At 60.3% G+C, this 16,739-nt stretch carries 13 protein-coding genes and 2 pseudogenes; 10 read left to right on the top strand and 5 right to left on the bottom strand.

Annotated elements, in window-relative coordinates:
- The first annotated feature begins 71 nt into the window (after positions 1 to 71).
- From IMW75_RS07825 to ligD, 4 genes are all read left to right on the top strand, one after another.
- A complete protein-coding gene (locus tag IMW75_RS07825; RefSeq protein WP_205892262.1) occupies positions 72 to 797 on the top strand; it encodes a tellurite resistance TerB family protein in 726 nt (241 codons plus the stop codon).
- 241 nt (positions 798 to 1,038) lie between these two features.
- Complete coding sequence (locus IMW75_RS07820) at positions 1,039 to 2,424, top strand: iron-containing redox enzyme family protein (RefSeq protein ID WP_205892261.1); 1,386 nt, start codon at positions 1,039 to 1,041, stop codon at positions 2,422 to 2,424.
- A gap of 10 nt (positions 2,425 to 2,434) precedes the next feature.
- A complete protein-coding gene (locus tag IMW75_RS07815) occupies positions 2,435 to 3,427 on the top strand; it encodes a methyltransferase (protein ID WP_205892260.1) in 993 nt (330 codons plus the stop codon).
- Positions 3,428 to 3,430: 3 nt separating this feature from the next.
- Positions 3,431 to 6,058 carry a DNA ligase D gene (gene ligD / locus IMW75_RS07810; protein WP_205892259.1) on the top strand — a complete coding sequence of 876 codons (2,628 nt, stop codon included), beginning with the start codon at positions 3,431 to 3,433 and terminating at the stop codon, positions 6,056 to 6,058.
- A gap of 60 nt (positions 6,059 to 6,118) precedes the next feature.
- Here the strand turns inward: ligD and IMW75_RS07805 are convergent, their stop codons facing one another.
- The 3 genes from IMW75_RS07805 to potE all read right to left on the bottom strand — a co-directional run bounded on the left by IMW75_RS07805 (position 6,119) and on the right by potE (position 10,303).
- Positions 6,119 to 6,520 carry a hypothetical protein gene (locus IMW75_RS07805; RefSeq protein WP_045059020.1) on the bottom strand — a complete coding sequence of 134 codons (402 nt, stop codon included), beginning with the start codon at positions 6,518 to 6,520 and terminating at the stop codon, positions 6,119 to 6,121.
- A gap of 91 nt (positions 6,521 to 6,611) precedes the next feature.
- Positions 6,612 to 8,897, bottom strand: coding sequence for an Orn/Lys/Arg family decarboxylase (locus IMW75_RS07800; protein ID WP_205892258.1), 2,286 nt, complete (start codon positions 8,895 to 8,897; stop codon positions 6,612 to 6,614).
- Positions 8,894 to 10,303, bottom strand: coding sequence for a putrescine-ornithine antiporter (gene potE / locus IMW75_RS07795; RefSeq protein WP_045059022.1), 1,410 nt, complete (start codon positions 10,301 to 10,303; stop codon positions 8,894 to 8,896). Before potE ends, IMW75_RS07800 begins: the two co-directional genes overlap by 4 nt.
- A 181-nt stretch (positions 10,304 to 10,484) precedes the next feature.
- Here potE and IMW75_RS07790 point away from each other — a divergent pair, with 181 nt between their 5' ends.
- Both IMW75_RS07790 and IMW75_RS07785 read left to right on the top strand, forming a co-directional pair.
- On the top strand, positions 10,485 to 10,814 hold the full coding sequence (locus IMW75_RS07790) for a hypothetical protein (RefSeq protein ID WP_205892257.1): 330 nt from the start codon (positions 10,485 to 10,487) through the stop codon (positions 10,812 to 10,814).
- A gap of 243 nt (positions 10,815 to 11,057) precedes the next feature.
- Positions 11,058 to 11,711: a peroxiredoxin gene (locus IMW75_RS07785; protein ID WP_045059024.1), complete on the top strand. Its 654-nt coding sequence runs from the start codon at positions 11,058 to 11,060 to the stop codon at positions 11,709 to 11,711.
- Position 11,712: 1 nt separating this feature from the next.
- Here IMW75_RS07785 and IMW75_RS26860 read toward each other — a convergent pair.
- Positions 11,713 to 11,799: pseudogene (locus IMW75_RS26860) on the bottom strand (cytochrome C); the annotation flags it as partial.
- 201 nt (positions 11,800 to 12,000) lie between these two features.
- Here IMW75_RS26860 and IMW75_RS07780 point away from each other — a divergent pair.
- The gene (locus IMW75_RS07780; RefSeq protein WP_045059026.1) at positions 12,001 to 12,222 is read left to right on the top strand and encodes a hypothetical protein; all 222 of its coding nucleotides are present in this window, start codon (positions 12,001 to 12,003) and stop codon (positions 12,220 to 12,222) included.
- On the opposite strand, the gene IMW75_RS07775 is transcribed toward IMW75_RS07780, so the two are convergent.
- On the bottom strand, positions 12,219 to 13,118 hold the full coding sequence (locus IMW75_RS07775; RefSeq protein ID WP_205892256.1) for a LysR family transcriptional regulator: 900 nt from the start codon (positions 13,116 to 13,118) through the stop codon (positions 12,219 to 12,221). The genes IMW75_RS07780 and IMW75_RS07775 overlap by 4 nt on opposite strands.
- A 148-nt stretch (positions 13,119 to 13,266) precedes the next feature.
- Between IMW75_RS07775 and IMW75_RS07770 the strand changes: the two genes are divergently transcribed.
- The 3 genes and pseudogenes from IMW75_RS07770 to IMW75_RS07760 all read left to right on the top strand — a co-directional run.
- A complete protein-coding gene (locus IMW75_RS07770) occupies positions 13,267 to 14,568 on the top strand; it encodes an NAD(P)/FAD-dependent oxidoreductase (protein ID WP_205892255.1) in 1,302 nt (433 codons plus the stop codon).
- A 52-nt stretch (positions 14,569 to 14,620) separates the two neighbouring features.
- A complete protein-coding gene (locus IMW75_RS07765; protein ID WP_205892254.1) occupies positions 14,621 to 15,709 on the top strand; it encodes a polyamine ABC transporter substrate-binding protein in 1,089 nt (362 codons plus the stop codon).
- A gap of 208 nt (positions 15,710 to 15,917) precedes the next feature.
- Positions 15,918 to 16,733 (top strand): annotated as a pseudogene (locus IMW75_RS07760) (tripartite tricarboxylate transporter permease); the annotation flags it as partial.
- Positions 16,734 to 16,739: the final 6 nt, after the last annotated feature.

Below are 16,739 nucleotides of genomic sequence, written 5' to 3'. Positions count from 1 at the left end.
GGTGGTGGCAGATTGGCCCGCAAGGACTATCGTTTCCTGACCGAAATACTTCCATTAATAAGGACGACGTCATGAACACCAGCGACCTGCTCGAACAACTGCTCCGTGGCCAAGCCTCGCAGCAAACGGGTGCCGCTTCCCCCAAGGGAGGCATCGGCGGTGATCTTGGCGGGTTGCTGGGCGGCCTGTTGGGTGGCGGTCGCGCCGGTTCCAGCATGGGCGGCGGTGGCTTGGGCGGTTTGCTCGGTGGCCTGCTTGGCGGTGGTTCGGCCCTGGGCGGCGCGAACCAGAACCGATCCGGACGCAGTGGCGCAATGAATTACGCGGCCCTGGCCTCGCTCGGCATGATGGCCTTCCAGGCTTATCAGGCCTGGCAGCGCAATCAGGCGTCATCTGTCCCGCAGCAAGCGCCACAGACCGTGAACCTGCTGGCCGGACCGGAAGTCGAGGAACACAGCCACGCTATCTTGCGCGCGCTGATCGCAGCGGCCAAGGCCGACGGCCGGATCGACCCTGCCGAGCATGAGATGATCAGTACAGAAATCGGCCGTCACACCGACGACCCGCAACTGCAACAATGGCTGGACAACGAAGTATCCCGGCCTCTGGATGCCGCCGACGTGGCACAGTCGGCCACGGACCCTGGTATTGCTGCCGAAATGTACCTGGCCAGCGTGATGCTGGTGGACGACCAGCAGGATGTTGAGCGCGCGTATCTGGACGAACTGGCAGCCGCATTGAGCATAGATCCACAGCTGCAAGTGCATCTGGAACAGCAGGCCAAGGGCACTGCATAAGCCATCACGCAAACCCGAATGAGCAGGGTTTGCTGGCGATCACGACGGCAGCGGTCTATCTGGCCGGCCCCATCGCGAGCAAGCTCGCTCCCACAGGGGGGGCTTGTTTACTCCAGGCCCTGGCCGTCTGTCCGGCCATTTTTAACCTCGATTGAATTTTCTCCCTGGCTCATCGATCTGCTGCAGTAGAGACGCGTTGATTCAGCGTCCTGCCACTGGCCATAGACCGAGAGATGCGCCCATGACTGCCCTGACAAGACTTGAAGCCCGGCCTGCCCGCGCAGAGTCGATCCCGACCGCCGGTAGCCTGAAAAATACCTATGCCCAACTGCTGCTCAACGTCGATGACGCGCAGCGCAAATCCCTGGCGCGGACGTTCCTGGTCGAGCAACTTCAACAGGCCCAAGACCTGCCTGAGGAGATGCCCCGGGACCTGTCTGCCTTGCCAGGGTTTGTGGAACAGCACTGCGCGCAGGTAGCGCGCCAGTACGCCGATTATCTGCAACAACGCAAGGATGGCGGCCCACGTCAGTTCTTCAGCAACAAGGCCCATGCGCTGTTTTTCCTGCAGGCTGTCGGGCCGACCAAATTGGTGGACGGCGCATGGTTGTATGGCTTGCTGAGCCACTGGCGTGACCCGCGGTTCGACGGGCTGATCTGCACCTACCTGGAAGAATTGGGCGACGGCAATCCGGCGCAAAACCACGTAGTGATCTATCGCAAGCTCCTGGCCGAACATGGCCTGGATGACACCTGCGCGCTGCCCGACGAGCGATACCTGCAAGGCGCGATCCAGCTGGCGCTGGGCGAGTGCAGCGATGACTTCATGCCCGAAGTGATCGGCTACAACCTCGGTTATGAACAACTGCCGCTGCACCTGCTGATCAGCGCCTATGAACTGAGCGAACTGGGCATCGATCCCTACTATTTCACGCTCCATGTCACCATCGATAACGCCAGCACCGGCCACGCGCAAAAAGCCGTGCAGTCAGTGCTGCAGCTGATGCCGCTGGAAGGCGACCGAGAAGAGTTCCTGCGTCGGGTTGCTGCTGGCTATCGACTTAACGATCTGGGGCAGGGCAGTCGCGCGATTATCGAGTCGTTCGACCTCGAGCAAGAGCTGTTGGGCATGCTCGAACGCAAGCGTCCGTTCGGCCAGCACATGCATTCGGACTATTGCCGTTTCGAGGGCAAGACGGTCAATCAGTGGTTGTCTTCACCCGAGCAATTACCCGGTTTCCTCAGTGCCATGGAAAACAAGGGCTGGATCAAGCGCCACCAGGATCCGCGGGGCAGCCGGTTCTGGCAGATGATAGTGGGTGATGGTGCGGCGATGTTCGGTGTGTTCAGCCCTTATGAGAAACAATTGCTGCATGACTGGATCGCTGGAGACTGGGCGCCCGAGCGTGCAAGGCCGGCACATCGGCGTGTAGTCAGTGCCGCCCGGGTTCCTGAGCTGCCGGCCAGTGACCCTGACGTGCAGACGCTGCAAGCGTCCCTCGCGGGGCTGGATCCCCATGCACAGATGTCCGTGTTGATCCCGTGGCTGTCAGCCCATCGTCACTCACACCCGGCGGGACTGCTCGCCACGCGGCGCTACATCGAACTTAAATCCAGCCTGCGCTAGGGAGCTGCACATGAATCAGGAAGAACGACTGGACGCCGACGAACTGGCTCTATTGCAGCTGGGAAGACGCCTGCAGGCGGACGGCTATCGTTTTGTCACGCCCACTCCGCTCACCCACCAGCGAGTACTCGACCGCGACGCCACGCGCCCGGCAAAAAACCTGCGGGATGTCTACGGCTGGTCGCGGACGTTCGAGTCCGGGCTGCTGCCTGTCGATGAACAGCACCAGCTGCAGCAGGCCGGCGTCCTGGTGGACAGCCAGGGGCGGCTGAAAAGTCGCGTACGCTGGTCGAGCCTCGACGATTTGCTATTCGTGCACTCGGGCTTTCCTACTGAAGCGGCCGATTCGGTTTTTTTTGGACCGGACAGTTATCGCTTTGCGCAGTTAATCCACACGCACCTGCAGCAGAGCTTTGCGCCGATTCGCCGTGCCGTGGATATCGGTTGCGGCGCTGGCGTCGGGGCAATCGTGATTGCCCGGGCGCGCCGTGAAGCGCAAGTGCTGGCGGTCGATATCAACCCGGCGGCATTGCGCCTGACCACGGTCAATGCCGCCCTGGCCGAGGTGGCCAATATCACAGTGGAGGCCAGCGACGTATTACAGGACGTCGACGGCCAGTTTGATCTCATAGTCGCCAATCCGCCGTATATGGCCGACCCCGGTGAGCGCGCATACCGCCATGGCGGTGGCGAGTTCGGCGAGCAGTTGTCGGTGCGCATCGTCGAACAGGCGCTCAATCGCCTGGCAGCCGGAGGCTCGCTGGTACTGTATACGGGGGTGGCCATGGTCGAGGGGCGGGATCCATTCCTCGAAGCGTTGTCGTCGCGCCTGGCCTCGCCACTGTTCGCTTGGACTTACCGCGAGATCGATCCCGATGTGTTTGGCGAGGAACTCTTGACTCCGGGTTATCAGCGGGTCGAGCGGATCGCAGTGGTAGCGTTGATCGTCACGCGCATCGGCCCCGGCATCGGGGGCAGCGTTGCAACGGCATCAGGGGAGTGAGCCATGACCCGGAACCTCGACGATTACAACCGCATGCGCGACTTTTCCGCGACTTCCGAGCCGGCGGCGAAACGACCAGGCAAGAAAAAGTCCAAAGACCATGCCTTGCAGTTCTGCATCCAGAAGCATGACGCTTCGCGCCTGCACTATGATTTCCGCCTGGAGCTCGACGGAGCCCTGAAGAGCTGGGCGGTTCCCAAGGGGCCGTCCCTGGATCCCAAGGTCAAGCGCCTGGCGGTGCATGTCGAGGATCACCCGATCGATTACGCGACCTTTGAGGGCAGTATTCCCGAGGGACATTACGGGGCCGGTGATGTGATCGTCTGGGATCGCGGGGTGTGGATACCCCAGGAAGATCCGGCCCAAGCCTACGCCAAGGGCAAGCTCAAGTTCGAACTGCAGGGCGAGAAGCTCAGCGGGTTGTGGAACCTGGTGCGCACGCACATGCCGGGTAAACAGGAGCAGTGGTTCCTGATCAAGCATCAGGACAGCGCGGCCAAGCCCGAGAGCGATTACGACGTGGTCGTCGCCGCGCCCGACAGCGTGCTCAGCGACCGCACCATCCTGCCGAAAAAGGCCAAGGCCGCCGCCAAACCCAAGCCCGTCAAAAAGCCCGCATCCAAGGTCGCCCCTGAAGGCCGCTCGGCCAAGCTTACCGGCGCTCACAAGGCCAAGCTCCCGGAGCTGATCAAGCCGGAACTGGCGACCTTGGTCGAAAAAGCCCCGGATGGCGAATGGAGCTATGAGATCAAGTTCGACGGCTATCGAATCATGGCGCGTATCGACCATGGCCAGGTCAAGCTCTTCACCCGCAACGGCCATGACTGGACACACAAACTGCCGGCGCAAGCCAAGGCGCTGACCGACCTGGACCTCGAGTCGGCCTGGCTCGACGGTGAGATGGTGGTAGCCAACGAGCAGGGAGTTCCAGATTTTCAGGCCCTGCAAAATGCCTTCGAAGAGGGCAGCAGTGGCAACATCCTTTACTACCTGTTCGACATGCCATACCTCAACGGCGTCGACCTGCGTGAAGTGCCGGTGGAAGAACGTCGGGTGGCACTGGCGACGGTCCTCAGAACTCACGAAGATCCCTTGCTGCGGTTTTCTGACTCATTCGGCGAAGCGCCGGATGCCTTGCTCACCAGCGCCTGCCAGATGCAGATGGAAGGCCTGATCGGCAAGCGCCTGGGCTCCCCTTATGTGTCGCGGCGCAGTGGCGACTGGATCAAGCTCAAGTGTAAGCATCGGCAGGAATTCGTGGTGGTGGGTTACACCGATCCCAAGGGTTCGCGCAGTGCCTTCGGCGCGTTGTTGCTGGGCTTGCATGATCGCGACAGCGGCAAATTGCGCTACGCCGGTAAGGTGGGCACCGGGTTCAACGAAACGACACTGAAGAGCATTTACGCGCAATTGCTGCCGTTGAAGGCGAAGAAACCCTCGGTCGCCAACCCGCCCTCGGGGTTCGATGCCAAGGGTGTGCATTGGCTCAAGCCGGTGTTGCTGGCGGAAATTGCCTTTGCCGAAATGACCAAGGACGGCTCCGTGCGCCACGCGGTGTTCCATGGCTTGCGTGACGACAAGCCGGCCAAAGATATCACTGAGGAGCGCCCAGCCGTGGTGAAAAAAAGCGCTGCATCGGCGCCTGCTGCCAGGAAGTCTGCTACCAGGAACCCTCCAACCAAAAAGCCTGCCGGCAAAAAAGCCGCCGCAGAGCAAGCCAGCCCGGCGCCATCCCAGGCGGGACTTGCTGCGGGCAAGGTGCGCATTACTCACCCGGACCGGGTGATCGATGCCAGCAGTGGCACCACCAAGATGCAACTGGCCGAGTATTACGCCCGAGTCGCCGAATTCATCCTGCCCGAACTGAAGGATCGCCCGGTCGCCCTGGTGCGCGCCCCGGATGGCATCGCCGGCGAACTGTTCTTCCAGAAAAACGCCGAGCGCCTGGCGATCCCGGGCATTACTACCCTGGACAAGGACCTTACCGGGCAGCCGGTGATGATGATCAACAACGCCGAAGCGCTGATCGGTGCCGTGCAGATGAGCACGGTGGAACTGCATACCTGGAATGCCACGTCCGATAAGCTGGACAGGCCTGACCGATTCATCCTCGACCTCGACCCTGACCCGGCGCTGCCTTGGAAAAGCATGGTCGAGGCGACTCAGCTGACCCTTTCGGTGCTGGATGAACTGGGGCTTAAGGCGTTCCTAAAGACCAGCGGTGGCAAAGGTATTCATGTGGTGGTGCCGCTGACCCGCAAGCTTGGCTGGGATGAGGTGAAAGAATTCAGTCACGCGATTGTCAGCCACATGGCGAAACTGCTGCCAGAACGGTTTTCCGCCGTGTCCGGGCCGAAAAACCGCGTCGGGCGGATATTCATCGACTATCTGCGCAACGGCCTTGGCGCCACGACGATCTGCGCCTACGCGGTGCGCACCCGTGAAGGGCTGCCGGTGTCAGTGCCGATTTTCAGGGAGGAGGTAGGAGAGCTGAAGGGCGGTAATCAATGGAATGTGCACAACGTGCATGAACGCCTTGCCGAGGTCGGCCATGAGCCCTGGGCAAACCTGAAAAAAACCCGCCAGACCATCACCGCCGATATGCGCCGTCGCGTTGGAATGAAAAAGTAGGCCTCACAACGGGTTAATTGCGGGCTTCAGAGTTTGCTGGATTTGCCCCTGATCTACGTTTCACGCATCTCTGAGCAGGTCATTGGCATTGAGCAATTCATAAGCCACTTCAGGATGCTTTTCCAACCCGCGCCGAATCGCCGCCGGGATCGATGCGCGGGTCTTGCGGCACAAGCCGGGCAGTTCGGCGATCGAAATGGCGATGCCGCGCATGGTCCGGACTTCGTTGAAGCCTGGCGCAATGTCAACGCGGATGCCCAGTTGTTCGTGCATGCGGCGTTGCAAGCGCTCCAGGTCACCAAGGCTCTGGAGGTTCTCCAGACGCTCGAGCAGACGTTTTTCCTCCGCACGGGTCAGCAGCAGGATGCGCACGTCCGCGCCCGGGGTTTCCAACAGCGGATCACGCCCGCAATCGCAGGCGCCGGGAGGGCAGGGTTGGCGGAACGCAGGCATGTTGGTCATGGTGGTCAATCATAGCAGCCGAATCGGCTGCCGAAACTACCTTCAACCCACCACCACACCGAGCACACCCGCCGCCCCACAAACGCTTACTTCACTTCAACACCAACAACCGCGATACGCCGTCCTCGGTTTCAATGCCGTGCGTATCATGTGTAAAGCCCGGGAAGGACTTGTCGAAGTTCTCCAGCGCCTTCAGATATGCCAGCAATGGCCCATCCGCAGGTCCTGCGTTCTCGCCCGGCATCAACAGCGGAATACCAGGCGGATAAGGCACGATCCCGGTAGCGACAACGCGCCCGGCAGCTTCTTCCAGGGTCACCAGTTCGACTTCGTTCCTCACCAGCTTCTCATAGGCTTCCACCGGGCTGAACTCGGCTTGCGGCAGCATGCCGAAGGCCCGGGCCATGGTGGAAGTGGTCTTGTTCTCCTTCATCGCGGCGAAAATCTCGTCGGCCAGGTTCTTCAGGCCCATGCCGGCATAGCGCTGCTGATTCGCGGCCAACAAGTCCGGCAGGCACAGTTCGAGCTCCACGTTCTCGTCGTAGTCACGCTTGAAGTCGAGCAAGGCGTTGACCAGCGTGCCCCATTTGCCTTTGGTGATGCCGATGGAGAACAGGAACAGGATGGTGAAGTCAGTGGTTTTTTCCACCACGATGCCCTGGCGACCGAGGTACGCCGTCAGCACGCAAGCGGGAATGCCGGATTCCAGCAAATTGCCGTCGTCGCCCATGCCCGGGCTCAGCACCGACACCTTGATGGGGTCAAGCATGCAGTAGCCGTCTTCGATGTCGCCAAAGCCGTGCCACACCTCATTAGGGTGCAGTACCCAGCAGTTCGGCTCGGTTTTCAGCAACTGCGGATCGACCTCATGGAACGGCACCGCCGCCGCGCCGACTTGCACGGTCGGTGGCTGCCAGCAGGTGAAGAACCACTGGTCATTGCTGGCCATCTCATGGTGCATGCGCGAGATGACCTGGCGGAAGCTGATCGCTTCTTCGATGGATTCAGTGGTGAGGATTTGCCCGCTGGGCGCTTCCATCATCGCAGAGCTGACGTCGCATGAGGCCATGATCGCGTAGTTCGGCGAGGTTGAGGCGTGCATCATGTACGATTCGTTGAAGCGTGCATGGGGGATCGGATTACGGCCGTTACGCACGTGAATCATCGACGCCTGGGACAGTGCGGCCAGCAGTTTGTGGGTCGATTGGGTGGCGAACACGGTTGGCCGGGACTCGTCGTGATCCTCAGGGGCGCCATGCATGGCGAAGCGTTCGCGGTACAGCGGGTTGAACCGCGCATAGCCGTACCAGGCCTCGTCGAAATGCAGACGATCGACGCTTTCCCCCAGCAATTTCTCGACTCGGGTGACGTTGTAGGTCAGGCCATCGTAGGTAGAGTTGGTGATGATGGCGTGGACCGGCGTCGGATCGATGCCTTCCTTGACCAACGGGTTGTTGGCAATGGCGGCCTTGACGCCCTCGGCGCTCAAAGTCTGCGGCAGGATCGGGCCGATGATGCCGTAGCGATTGCGGGTCGGCACCAGGTAGGTCGGGATGGCCCCGGACAACGTCATCGCGTGTTCAGCAGATTTGTGGCAGTTGCGGTCGCACAGGGCGATCTGATCGCGCGTGACGCTGGCCATGAGGATGACGCGGTTGGACATCGAGGAGCCGTTGGTCACGTAATAGGTGCGGTGCGCGCCGAACACCTTGGCCGCGTAGCGCTCGCCCTGGCCGATCGGGCCGCTGTGATCGAGCAGGGAGCCCAATTCGCCGACCGAAATCGACAGGTCGGAGCGCAACAGGTTTTCGCCGAAGAATTCGTAGAACGCGCGTCCGGCAGTGCTTTTCAGGAAGGCGGTGCCACCGGCATGGCCAGGGGTGTGCCAAGAGTATTCGTAGGAGCGGGAGAACTTCACCAGCGCGCCAAACATTGGCGGTAGAGCGGCCTGCCGATAGCGCTCGATGGCTGCCATGATGCGGCCGCTGAGGAAGCGACTGGTGTCTTCCGGCAGCCAGATGAAGTCGTCGGCATGCTGCATCACCACCAGCGGAATGTTCGACGCGGTACTGCGGTCGCTGATCAGGAATACCGGCACCCGAGTGTTGCGCTCGCGCAGGGTGGTCAGCAGCTTGATGCATTCCTCATGGCCTTCACTTTCGTCCATTTCCCAGCTGAGCAACACGCACTGGATGGCCGAGTCCGAACGCAGGATCGACGTCGCGTCGCTCAGGCTTTCCGACATCAACACGCTGATGGAGCGTTCTTCCACGTCGTGGATCAGTTGGTCCAGGGCGCGACCGAAGACGGTACGTTTGTCCGGGGGAGTGCCCACCACCAGCGCGAGCATGCCCAGCGAGTGTTTATATTCCGTCATGATCTAACCTCCAAAGGCACAGTATTCAAATGATTCACCGGCACCGGTTCGCCCGTGATGTGCTGGGCGCTGACCGTCTGCGTCGGTACGCTGTTGTTGTGCGCTTCAAGCGCAATCAAGCGGTTGTTGACGAAGCTGAACAGGGTGTAGCCGAAGATCGTCGCCACACCGCCGAGCATCAGCGCCTGCTCGCCTGAACTGTACAGCGCCAGGTAACTGTAGGCCGTGGCGACCCAGGCAATGATGTTGGTAGCCAGTGCCTTGCCTGCCGGTACGTTGGAGACCTTCTGGATCGTCATGAGAGCCGCCATCGACAGGATGTACGGGATCAGGTTGGTGACCACTGCCAGGTTGACCAGAATGTCGAACTGCTTGCTCAGATCCGGACTGATGGTCAGGAAGCCGATTGCAGTCTGGATCGCCAGCAGGATCAACATGCCGACAATCGGCGTGCCGGCCTTGGTGGCCTTGGCGAAGATCGGCAGGAAGTAACCGGTATCCGCCGAGCTCTTGAACACTTGGGCAATGGTGAACTGCCAGCCCAGTAACGAGCCAATGCAGGCCAGGATCATCGCCGCCATGACGATGTTACCGACCATCGGATTGAACATCTTGGCGAACACCAGCCCGAACGGCGCGGTGGAGGAGGCCAGCTCCGGATTGCCGACGATGCCGGCGATCACGTTGGTGGAGACGATGTAGATCACCGCTGCGCCCAAGGTGCCGCCGAGTACGGCGATCGGTACGTTCTTCTCCGGGTTTTCCACGGCGTCCGTGTTGGCGCACGCCGATTCCAGGCCCAGGAAAGCCCACAACGTGATTGCGACCGAAGCCCCCGCTGCTTCCAGATAGCCCATGTTGTGCGGGTTCCATCCCGCCGCGTAGACGCTGCTGTCGAACCAGAACCAGCCGACGGTGGAAACCAGGACCACAGGTGCGATCACGCCCCAGACGGTGATCGAACCGATTTTGCCAGTAATCCGCGCGCCGCCGAAGTTGGCGAACGTGGTGATCCACAGCAACGCAATGGTCGCCAGGCCTACTTGCAGCGAATCGAGTTTGACGTCGAACAGCGTCTGTATATAGCCGACCGCCGTAATGCTGATCGCCACGTTGGCAATCAACAGCGAGACGCCGTAGGTGTAGTTGGTCAGGTAGTTGCCGGCCTTGCCGAAGGTGTATTCAGCGTAGCCACCCATGCCGCCCGTCTTGCGGCTGAGCATCCCGCAGCGCGCGAAGGCGTAAGCCAGCGCGAGGGAACCGGTGGCTGTGATCAGCCAGGAAAGAATGGAAATTCCGCCGACTTCGGCGAGTTTGGTTGGCAACAATATGATGCCGGACCCCAACATGTTGACGGCTGTCAACATTGTCAGTTGCCCTACCGTCATCTTCTTTGCGACTGACATTCCGTTGCCTCACTTTAGAACATTGGAGTGTTAGCTATAGCTAACAAAATGGATGTTGCAAAAAATGTCTTGGATTTATCAAGAATTATTCTCATGTAGGCGTAAGGCATTTTACTGGCCCCGAACACTGCGGGTTTTGATCAGAATCAATTTAATTTCAAATTGTTAGGATCGAATCTACATGCGCAGTGTGATGATCGCGTTAATGTCGTGCGGGCTGGCCAGCGTGGCGACGATGGCCGAAGCCCGGGAACTGAAGACGAATGATCGTTACATGTGCAGTTGGGGCGCGGGGACGGCCGCTAAAGCCCAGGAGTTGAAGCTGGCGGGAGTGTCGCTGTACGCCGCGCGTCAGAAGCTGCAGACCTACAAATTCACCAAACCGTGGATGCGCATGATGGCCATGGGCATCACCGAACAGACCTACGACAGCCCCTCGCGAATCAAGCCGGAGGCCATTCGCCAAGGCTTTTATGAGGATTGTGTCCGATACAAGCTGGCACGTCGGTAAACACTCTGGAATCCCATGGGGTCCCCGTAGGAGCTGCCGCAGGCCGGGATCTTTTGATCCTGGAAAATCAAAAGATCGCAGCCTTGTTTCACTCGGCAGCTCCTACAGGGTCAGGGTTGTGCACGGGATTTGTGCAGCACATCAGACTCTACGGGTTCTCCATTCCCGGACCTCTATCCTCAACCGTCTCCTATACTGACCCGTCCAGCAGTTTCCCAACCCTTCACCGCGAGGAGAACGCACATGACCATTCGTATTGGCGACGAAGCACCGGATTTCACCGTCGAGAGCACCGAGGGCACGCTGCATTTCCATGAATGGATTGGCGATCAGTGGGCCATCCTGTTTTCCCACCCCAAGGACTTCACCCCGGTGTGCACCACTGAACTTGGCTACATGGCCGGGCTCAAGCCCGAGTTCGACAAGCGCAACACCAAGATCGTCGGGCTCAGCGTTGACCCGGTGGGTAACCATCAAAGCTGGGCCAAGGACATCGAGGAAACCCAGGGCCACGCGGTGAATTACCCCATGATCGGCGACGAGAACCTGGTGGTGGCCAAGCTCTACGACATGATCCACCCCAATGCCAGTGGCGGCGCGCGCACGGCCGTGGACAACGCCACCGTGCGCTCGGTGTTCATCATCGGCCCGGACAAGAAGATCAAGGCCATGCTGATCTACCCAATGAGCGCCGGGCGCAACTTCGATGAAGTGCTGCGACTGCTCGATGCCATCCAGCTCAATGCCAAACACACCGTGGCCACCCCGGTGAACTGGCGCCCGGGCGAGGACGTGATCATCCCGACTTCGGTTTCCGATGAAGACGCGAAGAAGAAGTATCCGGACGGTTTTAAAACGGTAAAACCCTATTTGCGCACAGTCGCGCAACCGAAATAGCTCAGTTGCCCATCCCGTCTTCAATCGCGATGCCTCGTGCCCGCATCGCCTTGATCAGCTCGGCGCGGGTTCCGGGAAGACTGAGCAAGCGTTGGCGCTGTTGACCGGTGCACTGAGCCTGTTCGTCTGATCGCCTGATTCCCCCTGAAAACTGTCCACGCGGCCCTGCAAAGGGCGCGCGGATCAGCATCTGCCACTAACAATAATGAGGTTAATCGCCGTATGTCGGCACCCGGGAACCGCTATCTGCACCAGACGCCCAACCAGAAACAACCGTTGGAGTCTGGCCATGAACGACGATCGAAAGCAGCAAGCAATGGCGGCCTGGTACCAACTGCTCAAGGAGCCGTTGATTCGCATGGATTGTGAAGAGCAGTACGATGAGCTCCTCAAGGCCGCTGACGAGATGGAACGTACCGGTCTGATCAACAGCTATGAATGGCGTCAGCTGGTGCGCGAGGCCGGTGTGGCGTTTGCCCAGGCGACCGAGGGCATCGGTAACGGCACCTAGCTTTCGGGGTTCGCGATTTTCCCCTCGGCCTGCTGGGCAAACCACTCAAGGATCAGCCCACAGGCCGGATGCGTGCTCGCTGAGGGTTGCAGGATCAGCGCATACACGCCCGTTGTCTTCAGCGCCTTGCCGAAGGGAATCACCAACACGCCTCGATCTACCGACTCGCCCGCCAGGGTCAGGTCTGTCATCGCCACACCCAGCCCGCGTGCAGCCGCATCCAGTGCCAGTTCATCCAAGTTGAAAGGAATGTGCCGGTAGCGCTCCAGCGGTCCACCGCCCTTGGCTGCCAACCATTTTATCCAGTCATGCCGGTCCGAGGAGCGATGCAGCAGGGTGCAATGCACCAGGTCTTCAACTGCTCGCAGCGGGTCAGCCAGCCCCGGCGCGCAGACGGGCACTAGCGCTTCCTCGAACAGCGTCATGGACTGCGGATCATTCGAGGGTTGCGCCAGGTAGAGGATGTAGGCGTCGCTGTCGACGGCTGGCTCCACCACTTCAGTTGCCACAGTCTCGATCGACAGCAAAACCTCGGGATGAGATCGGTAGAACTCGCTCAGCCTGGGCAGCAGCCAGCGCACCGCCAGGGATACGTGCATGCGGATGCGAAACGGACGCTCCCTGGGGGCCAGCCGTTCCTCCAGGGCTTTGAGTTGCTCAAGGATGCTGCGGGCACTGGTTAGCACCTGCTCGCCCTGGGGCGTGAGACTCAGGCTGCGACTGGTGCGCACGAACAACGCCACACCGAAGTGACTCTCCAGCTGCTGAATTTGCCGACTCACAGCGCTTTGAGTCAGGCACAGCCTTGATGCGGCCTGCGTAAAGCTGCCCGAGTCGGCGACTTCCACCAGCGCCTGCATTGCTTGCAGCGACGGCACGTGACGAAGCTTATCCATGCGTTTTCCGAATACTTCGATGATTTTATAACGTTGGTTTTATCACCGATGACACTCTAAATTCCAGTCAAGGCCGAGGTTTCTCATGCGTTCAGCGCATGGGAAAGGGCAGTGCCCACGGCGGGACAACAGTGGATCGAGGTGATGCATGACCAATGAATGTGGCTGGATTGCGCAGGCGGGCAGCTCGCCCGTGCGCGGTTCCCTGAAGGGTACCGAGAAGGCTGACTGGCTGATTATCGGGGCTGGGATTACCGGGTTGAACGCCGCCCACACCCTCGCGCAGATACACCCTCAGGCCCGCATCGTGATCGTTGATCGCCAGCGTGCGGCGCAAGGCGCTTCGGCGCGCAACTCAGGGTTTGCCGTGGCCCACGAACATCCGGGCACCGATGAGTTGTTGGGTAGCAAGGGTTTTGCCAATTATCAGGTGGACACCGAGATCTCCCGGGTTGCAAGCCTCGAAGTGCGCCAGCGTATCGCCCGGCATGGCATCGAATGCGATTTTCGCGACGATGGTTACTTTTTTGCGGTGAGCGATCCCGGCAAATTGACCCAGGTCGAGGACAAGCTGCAAACCCTGCGCGCGGTGGGTGCTTCGGCGCATTTTCTACAAGGCGAGGCGCTGTATCACAAGCTGGGCACCCGGCATTACCAGGCGGCTATCTGGTGCGGCAATGGCAACGCGTTGTTGCAGCCGGCGAAGTACGTCAAGGGCTTGCTGGATGCATTGCCCGCCAGCGTCACCCTCTACGAAAACACCGACATCACCGGTCTGGAGCGCCTGAGTCAGGGGCGCGTGCGCGCCAATGGCGTTGCCGGCCGAATTGAAGCGCAGCAGGTGCTGGTATGCCTGAATGCATTCATCTCGCGTTCGGGCATCGACGACAGCGCAACGTTTGCGATGGAGCTCAGCGCGAGCCTCACCCGGCAGCTGACTGACGCCGAGTACCAGGCAATCGGCGCGGTCGAGCCCTGGGGCGTGCTGTCCACCCGCCCGCTGGGCGCCACCGTGCGCTTGACCCCGGACCGCCGGGTGATGATCCGCAACACGGCGGAATACCGGTCGCGGGATTTGTCCGCCAGCGAGCTGCGAGTGCGCCGTGAACATCATGTGCTGGGTTTGCAGCGGCGTTTCCCATTCCTCGGCGCGCAGGACATCCAGTACACCTGGACCGGACATTTGAGTGCATCGCGCAGCGGCCAGCCTTACTTCGCCAAGGTCGAGGAGGGGGTTTATGCGGTGGCCGGCTGCAATGGTTCCGGCGTGGCACGCGGCACTTTGTGGGGGCGGTTGCTGGCTGAAATGTCCTCTGGCGTCGATTCGCCAGTCCTGCAATCGGTGATGCGCCGAGCCCAACCCGGCTGGCTGCCACCCAAACCGTTGCTGGATATCGGTGCCATGCTGCGCATGCGTGTGGAGTCAGTCAGGGCCAGAACTGAAATCTAGAACATCCGTCGATCAACCAAGAACAACAACTCAGCACACACGGTGACAGAAAATGCGCATCAACAACCTTACCCTGGTGGTCATGCTCGCCTCGTTCCCGGCAGCCAGTTACGCGGATGAAGTGGTCAATATCTCCAACTGGAACGGCTACATCGCCGATGACACCCTGACTACTTTTACCAAGGAAACCGGGATCAAGGCCACCTACGACATTCATGACAGCAACGAGGTGCTGGAATCCAAGCTGATGACCGGCAACACAGGGTATGACGTGGTCAGCCCTTCAAACCATTTTCTCTCGCGCCTGATCAAGGCCGGCGCCGTGCAGAAGCTCGACAAGAGCCAGCTGCCGAACTGGAAAAACCTCGACCCGGTATTGCTGCACAAGCTTGAGGTCAACGACCCGGGCAACCAGTATGGCTACCCCTATATGTGGGGCACCGCAGGCATTGGCTACAACGTCGAGAAGATCAAGGCGATCTTTGGCAACACCGATATTACCCGTTCCTGGAAATTGTTCTTTGACGAAGAGAACATCAAGAAGCTCAGCCAGTGCGGCGTGGCGATCATCGATAACCCCACGCAGATCCTGCCGATCACCCTCAACTACCTGGGCCTTGCGCCCCACAGCCACGAGCCGGCGGACTACAAGAAGGCCGAGCAGGCGTTGCTGAAAATCCGCCCGTATGTGCAGTACTTCCATGCCTCCAAGTACATCAGCGACCTGGCCAACGGCAATGTCTGCGCAGTGATCGGCTTCAACGGCGACGTGGTACAGGCGGCGGCCAGTGCGAAGGAAGCCAACAATGGCATCAACATCGCCTATTCGATTCCTGATGAGGGCTCGACCCTGTGGTTTGACATGGTGGTGATGCCCAAGAGCGCACCGCACGAGAAGAACGGCTACGCCTACATGAACTATCTGCTTGATCCGCAGGTGATTGCCAATATCAGCAACAGCATCCACTACGCCAACCCCAATCTGGCGGCGGATCAATATGTGGTGCCGGCGGTGAAGCAGGACCTGGCGATCTATCCGCCAAAGACGGTGCTGGAGAAGCTGTTCACGGTCGAGGAGTTGCCAGCGGCGATTGCGCGGTTGAGTACGCGCTTGTGGACTCGATTGAAGACCAATACCTGAGGTTTCGATAGCCTGATCCCCTCCGCACGGGTCTGGCAGAGATCACTGTGGGAGCAAAGCTTGCTCGCGATAGCGGCATGACATCCACCAACGATGTCGCCTGATACGCCCTCATCGCGAGCAGGCTCACTCCTGCAGGGGATCGCCACACCGTCACAGCGCGCCTGTACTACGCTGTGTGGAATCGCAGGCTTATAAAAACAACTCCGGCCGACATCGCCTGACTTCGCTGTGGATGACCCGCTCGGACTGGAAACGCTAGGTGCCCGCCTGGCTGCGCGGAACCCTGATCGGCTTTCCGTTTGGCTCGATTCCGGCTGGCGGTGCGCAGATCCCGACTTTCCTGTCCTATTCCACGGAACGCAAACTGAGCAAATACCCCAAGGAGTTCTCGGCGAACAAAGGCGAGGGCGCCATTGAGGGCGTCGCCGGCCCCGAAGCGGCGAACAACGCCAGCGCCACCGGCTCGCTGGTGCCGCTGCTGACCCTGGGCATCCCCACTTCAGCCACTGCGGCGATACTGCTGGCAGCGTTCCAGAACTACAACCTGCAGCCGGGGCCGATGCTCTTTGAAACCTCCGCGGACCTCGTCTGGACGCTGGTGGCTTCGCTGTACATCGGCAACGTGATTCTGCTGGTGTTGAACCTGCCGTTGGTGGTCCTGTGGGTCAAGCTGTTGCAGATCCCCAGGCCCTACCTCAATGCCGGCATCCTGGTGTTTGCCACGATCGGCGTGTACGGCATGCGCCATTCCTCGTTCGATCTGCTGTTGATGCTCGGGATCGGTTGGGGCGGGGTGTTGATGCGGCGATTCGATTTCCCTGTGGCCCCGGTGATCGTCGGCATGGTGCTGGGGCCCATGGCGGAAAAACAGCTGCGCAACGCCTTGTCGATCAGCGAGGGCGACTGGCTTATCTTCGTCACGCAACCGATATCGGCTGCGTTCCTGGCGTTGATGCTGCTGGTGCTGGTGGTCCCGCCGCTGCTGCATGCCCGTGGCATCAAGCTGCATGAGGACGACTGAGCCGGC

It is taken from the genome of Pseudomonas gregormendelii, from assembly GCF_017114825.1.
Taxonomy (GTDB): domain Bacteria; phylum Pseudomonadota; class Gammaproteobacteria; order Pseudomonadales; family Pseudomonadaceae; genus Aquipseudomonas; species Aquipseudomonas gregormendelii.
This window is presented reverse-complemented; position numbering and strand designations above follow the sequence as displayed.